Below are 7,453 nucleotides of genomic sequence, written 5' to 3'. Positions count from 1 at the left end.
CCCCCCCCCCCCCCCCCCCCCCCCCCCCCACCCATGTCGTGGTTCGTCGGCAGCGTCAGATGTGTATAAGAGACAGGCCTTTGTTTGTGCCAGAACCAGCAATTGTTGTTATGGTTTCTTCTGTCCAGCCTGCCCCATAAATTGTTAAATCGATAGGATATTGTACCGCTTCTTCGAACAGCATGGTTCGAAGGATGTCTTTTGAGCCAATAAAAGAAATCTCCGTGGTTTCCGTATCTGGTAGGCCACGGTATCGCTGCGCTACCCACATGGGCATAGGCAGATGGATGTAGTTGTATTTTGCTTTTTTATAAAAAGGCAAAGCTTTGTATTCGGGAACCCAGTTCAGGTCAAATACGGCAAATTCGGCGGGAACCTTCGTAAACTCCCTGACGTTGTCGCAAAAGAAATTTATGCATGGAATGCCCAGATCCTGGATTTTTTTTATGGCTTCCTTTTCAACCTGATGGGGGTAAAAATAGCTTAAAAAAAATGAAATGGGTTTTTGAAGGTGCTGTTTCCTGATGGCGGCAACCACTTTTTCCCAGGTTGTTGTTTTCCATCTTTCCAACTTGGCTTGGTTATGGCTGTGTGCCAAGCCTTCGGCCCAATCCACATCAGCTTCAGTCCATTGACATCCAGCTTCTTCAATTCCGTTTTTGATGTAATACTCCCAAAAAGAATAGGCGGGTATAGGATGGGCGGTTTTAGCTTGCAGAAAGGCTAGGAATATATTCATTGACGGGTGTTCTCAAATAGCGCATCAAGTTGCGTAAGCTTCTTGCCACGCTGCAGGTTTTGCCCAAATGCCGATAATTTAAATCCATGATCATTCATAAAAGCAACTACTTCTTCAAATAAGGGTTGTTTGTGGTAGTATTCTATAAAGCTCACTTCCATAATCAGGTATCGGGTAGCACGAAGTAAAGATGGCGCACCTTTTAATGCTTCCAGTTCGTAGCCTTGAATATCGAGCTTCATCAGATCGACAGCTTCGGGAATAGCGTTTGCCGTGAAAAAATCGTCGAGTCTAACCACATCGATTTGGGTTTGGCCTATTTCTGATATTTTGAATTCCTCCCGAAGCGCAGGGGTAGCGTTTAGCATGCTGGAAGCATCTGAAAAAGACGAGATATAGATTGTTGAAGGGCCATTGAAGTTTCCAGTGGCTAATTGAAAAATGCGGACATCCTTTAAATGGGCTACATTTTGATGCAGGGCCTCCATATGGATCGCTAAGGGCTCGAAAGCGAGAACCTGCGCGTCGGGAAATATAGCCTTGGCCAATAAGGTCCAGGTTCCCTCGTTTGCGCCAATATCTAAAATGGTTTTTACTTCAATTGCCGAACCAACTTTCTCTAATAGCTCCAATGAGTCGATATGGCCCAGCGTGAGGGCTTGGGCCGGGGTGTGCCTCAATTTGTTTAATCGTGCCCGATTAGTGAAAAAATTGGTAATTCTGGAAAGCAGTTTCAAAAGCATCAATCGAACAGGTTATTGTCAACAAAAATGGTATTGATGTAGGTATCGGCAAACACCCTGTAGTTGTTTTGTTGCAGAAGGCTGATAATATCCTCGGCTTTTGCACCCTTAAGGTTGTTCGAAAACAAAACGGTTTCGATACAGAAGATTTTTGGCCTGAACCTGCCAAAGTCAAATTCCTGCAGGATGGCCAGGTCCAAGCCCTCCACATCAAGGGAAATAAAATCTGGGCAAGTATCGAAATAACGTTCGATCAATAGGTTGATGTTTAGCAGTTCTACTTCTTGGCTGCTGATGATCTTGGCCTGACCGGCAGCTTCGAGCTGCAGGGCCTCTGCTTCCGAAAATGTACTGAGCAGCGAATTGTTGGTCAAAAAGAATTTTCCGGTCGTTTTTGCGCCAGTGCCGATCCCAATATTGAGGCAACGGTCTTTTTTTCTGATGCTTTTTAGCTTTTTAAACAATACAGGATTTGGTTCTACACAAACACCCCTCATACCTAAAAGATAAAAGAGATAGGTATTGTTCATGTTATAGGGATGATTGGCCCCGATATCCAGATAACTGATCTGTTTAAGCTTTAAGGCATCCAGGATAAATTTGACGATCAGGTCTTCGCCCATTTGCGAAAAACTGAATTTCAGGTGTATCCCAAAGAGTTTGGCCAAAGTTCTTTTAAAAGGAATGAGCGAGTGCAATATCATAAGAACTGTTTAAGTCTTTTTAAAGCCTTCCAGCCAAAAATGGATTGGAAGAGCTTGCTTTTCGAGCTGGTTGGAAATGCTAAAGTGGGTTTGGGAAGAAATTTTAAATAGGCTTCTGCTTGCTTCGTCAAGTCTTTATGGTTAGGGTATACCTGGTAAATAAAGGACTGCCAAACATTGGCCGCACTTGTTTTGGCACTAACCGAGGGGCTCTTCTTTAAGAGGTAGCCCACGCTTAGGCTGATAGCGGCAAAACACGACTCTATGGCTTTTCGGCTTTGCTGGCTGGCCAGGCTGCTGCTGTTTCCAGACCGGTAGTATAAGATCGAGCGCTCACAGAAAATCACTTTTGGAGCTGCTAATATGGTTTTGGTGAAAAATTCAAGGTCGTCAACCATCGAAAGGCTTTCGTTCCATAAACCCGCTTTAGCTATAATCGCTCTCGGAATCAGGAAAATTCCCGGTTGGGTCATGGATTTTCCCTCGCGCCAGCTTGAACAGATCCATTTGGTGGACTCCATGTCTTTCCAGCATGCTTCAGGCTGCTCGTTGTAGGTGGCCACGTTATTATCGTAAAAGCGGCCCCACTTGCCTGAAATGATACAGCTGGGGTTTTGCATTGCCAGGGCCACCTGTGCTTCCAGCATATCCTCGTTCATGAGATCATCTGCATCGAAAAACTTGATGAATTGCCCTTTGGCCAGCTTATAGCCGAAATTTCTGGTTGCAGCCGCACCACTGTTGCTTTTGCTGTAAACTTTGATTTGCCCGTTTTGGTAGGTTTGGGCCAATTCAAGGCTTCCGTCGGTACTCTCATCGTCAACAACAAGCAATTCCCAGTTTTGATAACGTTGTGCAATTACGCTCTGAATGGCTTCGCCAACAAAGGCCTTGGCATTATAGAGGGGCATGATGATCGAAACAAGTGGCTTATCCATCCGCTCTTGAGGCCGTTTTAAATAAACGGATTAGTTTCTCTCTCGTTTTTATTGCCAAATAAGGGTTAAGCTTTGACAAGAACTTTACCAGAATGTGTTCGTTTTTAGGAATGCTATTGCTAAGCGATGAAGCCAGGTTTATAGCTTTTTTTGCGGTGTTCCAATCTGCCAAGCTTGCCAAGATCACCGCATTCGACCACAGTTTTTGGGCAATTTCTTCGCTATATTTTTTACCAACTTTTGTCGCATTGATGGCCATAACCTCAAAATGCGCTTGTTCGCATTTCAGCTTGTTGCTATTGGACATGGAGTTTTTGATGCGGTAATTGATAATGCTTAGCTCTTTTTCTGCGTTAAAGCTCAAACCAGCAATGGCCAATTTGCAATGAAAGGCCACATCTTCGTTGTAGATGATTTTTGGATCAATGTCATAGCCACCAACTTTCCGCAGTTTGTCAACTTTGTACAAGCCGCAAAAAGGATTGATCTGATGCAAGATGGCATACCTGATGGGGTCTTCCTTTAATTGTTGCGGATCAAAATCAGATACGGAGATGAGTGCGTGGGTTTCATTGTCTCTATATTCAAAATCGAAGAGAATGACATCTTCACAATTTTCCTTTGCCATCCATCGATGCGCCAAGGTGGTAAAATTGGGCATTAATTCGTCGTCGGCATCATGAAAATGTATCCAATTGCAGGTGGTTGCCATCAGGAGCTGGTTTTTTCCGTAAGAGCAACCTGCATTAGTCGCGCCCTTGATCAGGGTGGCCCCAAACTGTTGGGCAACTTGTGAAGTATCGTCTAAGCTACAATCGTCATAGACTAATATTTCATCAAATGGAATCAGCTGCTGCTGGGCCGATTTAAGCAGCCTTGGTAAACACCAAGCCGCATTATAAGCCGGAATGCCAAGAGCCAGGGTATTTTTCATTTGAGTCGAAACCAGATATTGTCTTCCATTAATTCTCCTTCGCCAGCATAAGGCATTCCATTTACGTCTAAACTTTCGTAACCCAATTCAATAAAGTAATTATAAAGATAGGTTTTGCTAATGCCTGTCCTGCTCACATAATCAGAATATTCCATCAATATGTTCTGGGGCTTTACTTTACCGATGCTTTTGAAACCGGCAATTATTTTCCCTTCAAAACCTTCGACATCCATTTTTAAAAGGTCGATGCGGTCAATTTTAAAATGTGTAACCAGCTCGTCCAAGGTCGTTAGCGCAATAAGTTGGGCATTGCTTTGTTCGCTGTCTTCTACCCTGTATGTTCCTTCGTTGCTCTCCACTGGATTGGAAATGTAGGCTAGTTCATTGGTATCTGATAACCCTAAATTGATGAGCCAAGCAGTGCTGTTTTGATTGGAATTTAGCGCATAGTTGGCCTGTAGCTTTACAAAGTTTTTAGCAACCGGTTCTATGGCATAAATCTTAAGGCCATCTATCGCTCCGGCATTAATGGTATATAAACCCATGTTTGCCCCAACATCAATAAATACCGCATTTGGCTTTGTATTTAAAAGCCTGAGGGCTAGTTGTAGCGAAATAGGCTCATAACAGCCGTGGTATATCAGCTGGTGGCCAATAAAATCGTTAGGTGCGATTTGGAGCAGGCGCCCGGATGTACTTTGAAGCCTTAAGCCTGACTTGTAGAAAGAATTAATAAGCCAATTTAGAAACCTTAGCTTAAAAGGATGGTTAAATCCTCTTGCATAGGCCAATATTATTTTTTCGAAATCACTTTTGCCTTTAAATTTCATTTCTCTAAGTTTAGCTTTGACTTCAAGCTGGTTTTCAGTTTTTTAAGGATTAGGTTAATGGTTTCTTTGTTGGGCCAAGATTCTAATAACACCGCCCTCGCATTTGTTTGGGCTCCTGTTTGTGGCCAGAGCCATTGATGGTCTTGAGGTTGGCTATTTGTAGGTACAAAGCCCCTAACGGCCTCTTCAATTACCCTGAAATGTGCATCAAGGGTTGTTTGCTGATTAAATTGCTGTTGCAGAAACGAGGAATTTTGCTTGCCTGCAGCTTCCAGGTTTTCTTTTCCGCTTGCGATAAATTTGGTTAAGGCTTGGGCAAGCCCGCTAGCGGTATTGTCATAAACCGTAATTCCCGCTACATCAGCCATAAAGTCTGATGCACCAGCGCCCGATGAGCATATCAATGGCTTTGCGTGGGCCAAGTGTTCAAGGGCACTCAGGTTAAACATGTCCCATATAGAAGGAACAATGCCAAAATCTATTTCATTGTAATATTCGTCGAGTTCTTCGCGGGTTTTGATGCCGAGAGGCAAAATGGTTTTGCCCCATACATCGGGATAATTCTTCAACAGAAAAGCTCCCATGCTCATGTTTTCGTTAGTATAGAAAGTATCCCTGCCTATCCAGTAGATGTTAAGCCGGGCTCTGGTTTCGCTATCCATTAGCCTAATGGCTTCGCATAAGTAGATGGGGCCTTTCCAAAACTGGACTCTTGCAATTACCAACCCAGTTAGTTGGGCATTTTCCCGCTTTTTCCCAGTTTTCGATGCTTTGGCTACAATTGGGGGAATGAGGCTTGTTTTTGCTTCTGGCAAGCCTTGGTTTATCCAAAACCTTATGTTCTGCCTGCTATGGGTCACTAACGAAGAGGCTTTTTGAAGCAAGTCCTTTTCAATATGCAAATAAGTTTGGGCCAGTAGCGCTAAGCCTTTTCTCGGCTCATAATGATCGATTTGGCCAAGGCTTCCATGCAGGTGTACGATTGTAGGCGTATGGCCAGTCAATATCCAGGGCACAAAGGCCAACCCCCAATCTGAGGTAATCACTGCGTCAAACTTGCCAAGTCCCTTTGCTTTTTCATACATGGCCCAGGCTGCCGCGAGGTGCGCCTGCAGTTCGGGGAAGATATTGAGATGGGAAAATTTTTTCTTCTCTTCAAGCAATGCCCCATACATCAAGTAATGTACAGGTATACCGTGTCTATTGGTTTCGCCTCCACGCGCATCAAAGGCACTTCCCTGTATAACGGTCAGTTCGTACATGTCCGATCGTTGAAGCAGAGGCAGGAGCTCTTCGTAATAAGTGCAAATGCCACCACCTGTTAAGGGGAAAAATTCGGGGAGGACAAATAGTAATTTCACGTTTTGCTGGACTTAAAGTGGTTGGCAAAGCGCTGATTAAGCACTTCCGCTGAGCGCGTTTCCCGTAAATAATGCCTATATTTTTCCAACCGCGCCAAATGCTTTTGGATTGACCACTGCCAGTTTATTTTTAGTGTACTGCTAAAGATATGTTGGGGGTCAATAGAACCAAACAACTTTTTGATCTCATCAGGATAGCATGTTGGAGCTTCTCCAACGGGCAAACAACCTGCATAGGCGCATTCGTGGTATTTTAAAAATTCAAGCTGGCATCGCGACCCACACAGCAACATGTATCTGTAGTGGGCCAAGTAAGCAATAAAACCATCGTACACAAAGTGGTGACCAAATTCGCGTTGACTAAGTTCGGCATAGCCCGGATGCTTTAAAACATGGTAGCATAATCGGCTGACCGACCTGCGGGTCTTTTTCCAGATGGCGGTTCGGAACGGATAAATGACCGGATTGATGGCGCCAGAAATAATGATTTTCCTCGATCGCTTTCCCAGTGCATCGAGCGGTAGTTCCTTGCGTTCGTCATAAACATATGGAATATAGATCAATGGATGGACCGACTTTTGGGCTAAGGTACTGGTAAGTTCTTTGGGTTCGTAAACTGATAGCAACCGTACATTTTCAAATAATAAGATAGTTGCCAGCCATTTATAATAGTAATGGTCTTTGTTTTCTTGATAGGGGTCTACGATTTTGGCTACAAAGTTGATGGAAGGGTTGGCGATTATCAGTTGCTGCAACACCTGGCATTCGGCTTCGGCTATTCTGTTGTCGATGATGTAAATCTGATCGTTGCTGAGCTTTTTCAGGTTTTGAAGCTCAATCCATTTCCAATGCATGGTAGCCGCATATTGTGGTCCGGCATCGCTGCAAATCAGCTTGTTGTAAGCTAATTCGCTGGAGACGATGTAGACGGCTTCGGCCATGAAAAAAATTTAAGGATTAACTGCTTGACAATAAAAAGATTAACGCGCTGAAACGGCTTGCTCAACAGGGTAAGCAAACCATAATACAAAGCCAAACGATACCGATAATTGAGCTTGAGCAAGGCAATCGAAAATTGCCTCAGGTCATCTTGTTCCCTGAGCCTAAGCGTACGGCTATCGTGGTCTTTTGGTCTAATCGGAAGGATATGGCGCCATTTCTTCGCTGTTTGCAACTGATTGTCTATCCAAGAGCGGGTATTGCC

General features: G+C 44.1%; 9 protein-coding genes. All 9 read right to left on the bottom strand.

The genetic code is table 11. The features are described 5' to 3' along the window. Positions 1 to 55: 55 nt before the first annotated feature. On the bottom strand, positions 56 to 739 hold the full coding sequence (locus tag JHD69_RS18295) for a hypothetical protein (protein WP_199141789.1): 684 nt from the start codon (positions 737 to 739) through the stop codon (positions 56 to 58). Then, the gene (locus JHD69_RS18290; protein WP_199141788.1) at positions 736 to 1,419 is read right to left on the bottom strand and encodes an FkbM family methyltransferase; all 684 of its coding nucleotides are present in this window, start codon (positions 1,417 to 1,419) and stop codon (positions 736 to 738) included. The genes JHD69_RS18295 and JHD69_RS18290 overlap by 4 nt, the downstream gene beginning before the upstream one ends. Before the next feature lie 62 nt (positions 1,420 to 1,481). Next, positions 1,482 to 2,186, bottom strand: a complete 705-nt coding sequence (locus JHD69_RS18285; protein ID WP_199141787.1) for an FkbM family methyltransferase — start codon at positions 2,184 to 2,186, stop codon at positions 1,482 to 1,484. Continuing rightward, the gene (locus JHD69_RS18280) at positions 2,183 to 3,124 is read right to left on the bottom strand and encodes a glycosyltransferase family 2 protein (RefSeq protein WP_199141786.1); all 942 of its coding nucleotides are present in this window, start codon (positions 3,122 to 3,124) and stop codon (positions 2,183 to 2,185) included. Before JHD69_RS18280 ends, JHD69_RS18285 begins: the two co-directional genes overlap by 4 nt. Next, positions 3,117 to 4,058: a glycosyltransferase family 2 protein gene (locus tag JHD69_RS18275; RefSeq protein WP_199141785.1), complete on the bottom strand. Its 942-nt coding sequence runs from the start codon at positions 4,056 to 4,058 to the stop codon at positions 3,117 to 3,119. The genes JHD69_RS18280 and JHD69_RS18275 overlap by 8 nt, the downstream gene beginning before the upstream one ends. Further along, positions 4,055 to 4,888, bottom strand: a complete 834-nt coding sequence (locus tag JHD69_RS18270) for an FkbM family methyltransferase (RefSeq protein ID WP_199141784.1) — start codon at positions 4,886 to 4,888, stop codon at positions 4,055 to 4,057. Before JHD69_RS18270 ends, JHD69_RS18275 begins: the two co-directional genes overlap by 4 nt. Beyond that, the gene (locus JHD69_RS21550) at positions 4,885 to 6,249 is read right to left on the bottom strand and encodes a glycosyltransferase family 4 protein (protein WP_199141783.1); all 1,365 of its coding nucleotides are present in this window, start codon (positions 6,247 to 6,249) and stop codon (positions 4,885 to 4,887) included. The genes JHD69_RS18270 and JHD69_RS21550 overlap by 4 nt, the downstream gene beginning before the upstream one ends. Beyond that, a complete protein-coding gene (locus JHD69_RS18260) occupies positions 6,246 to 7,190 on the bottom strand; it encodes a hypothetical protein (protein WP_199141782.1) in 945 nt (314 codons plus the stop codon). The genes JHD69_RS21550 and JHD69_RS18260 overlap by 4 nt, the downstream gene beginning before the upstream one ends. Further along, a partial coding sequence (locus JHD69_RS18255; protein ID WP_199141781.1) for a hypothetical protein occupies positions 7,154 to 7,453 on the bottom strand: 300 nt, incomplete at its 5' end. The genes JHD69_RS18255 and JHD69_RS18260, both read right to left, overlap by 37 nt.

It is taken from the genome of Pedobacter sp. ASV12, from assembly GCF_016429155.1.
Taxonomy (GTDB): Bacteria; Bacteroidota; Bacteroidia; order Sphingobacteriales; family Sphingobacteriaceae; genus Pedobacter.
Note: the sequence above shows the minus strand (reverse complement) of the source record. Positions and strands in the feature narration are given on the sequence as shown.

Excerpts from the sequence above, each read along its gene's own strand:
- JHD69_RS18260 (WP_199141782.1), bottom strand. The coding sequence starts at position 7,190 with ATGGCCGAAGCCGTCTACATCGTCTCCAGCGAATTAGCTTACAACAAG.
- JHD69_RS18280 (WP_199141786.1), bottom strand. The coding sequence starts at position 3,124 with ATGGATAAGCCACTTGTTTCGATCATCATGCCCCTCTATAATGCCAAG.
- JHD69_RS18270 (WP_199141784.1), bottom strand. The coding sequence starts at position 4,888 with ATGAAATTTAAAGGCAAAAGTGATTTCGAAAAAATAATATTGGCCTAT.
- JHD69_RS18295 (WP_199141789.1), bottom strand. The coding sequence starts at position 739 with ATGAATATATTCCTAGCCTTTCTGCAAGCTAAAACCGCCCATCCTATA.
- JHD69_RS18285 (WP_199141787.1), bottom strand. The coding sequence starts at position 2,186 with ATGATATTGCACTCGCTCATTCCTTTTAAAAGAACTTTGGCCAAACTC.
- JHD69_RS18275 (WP_199141785.1), bottom strand. The coding sequence starts at position 4,058 with ATGAAAAATACCCTGGCTCTTGGCATTCCGGCTTATAATGCGGCTTGG.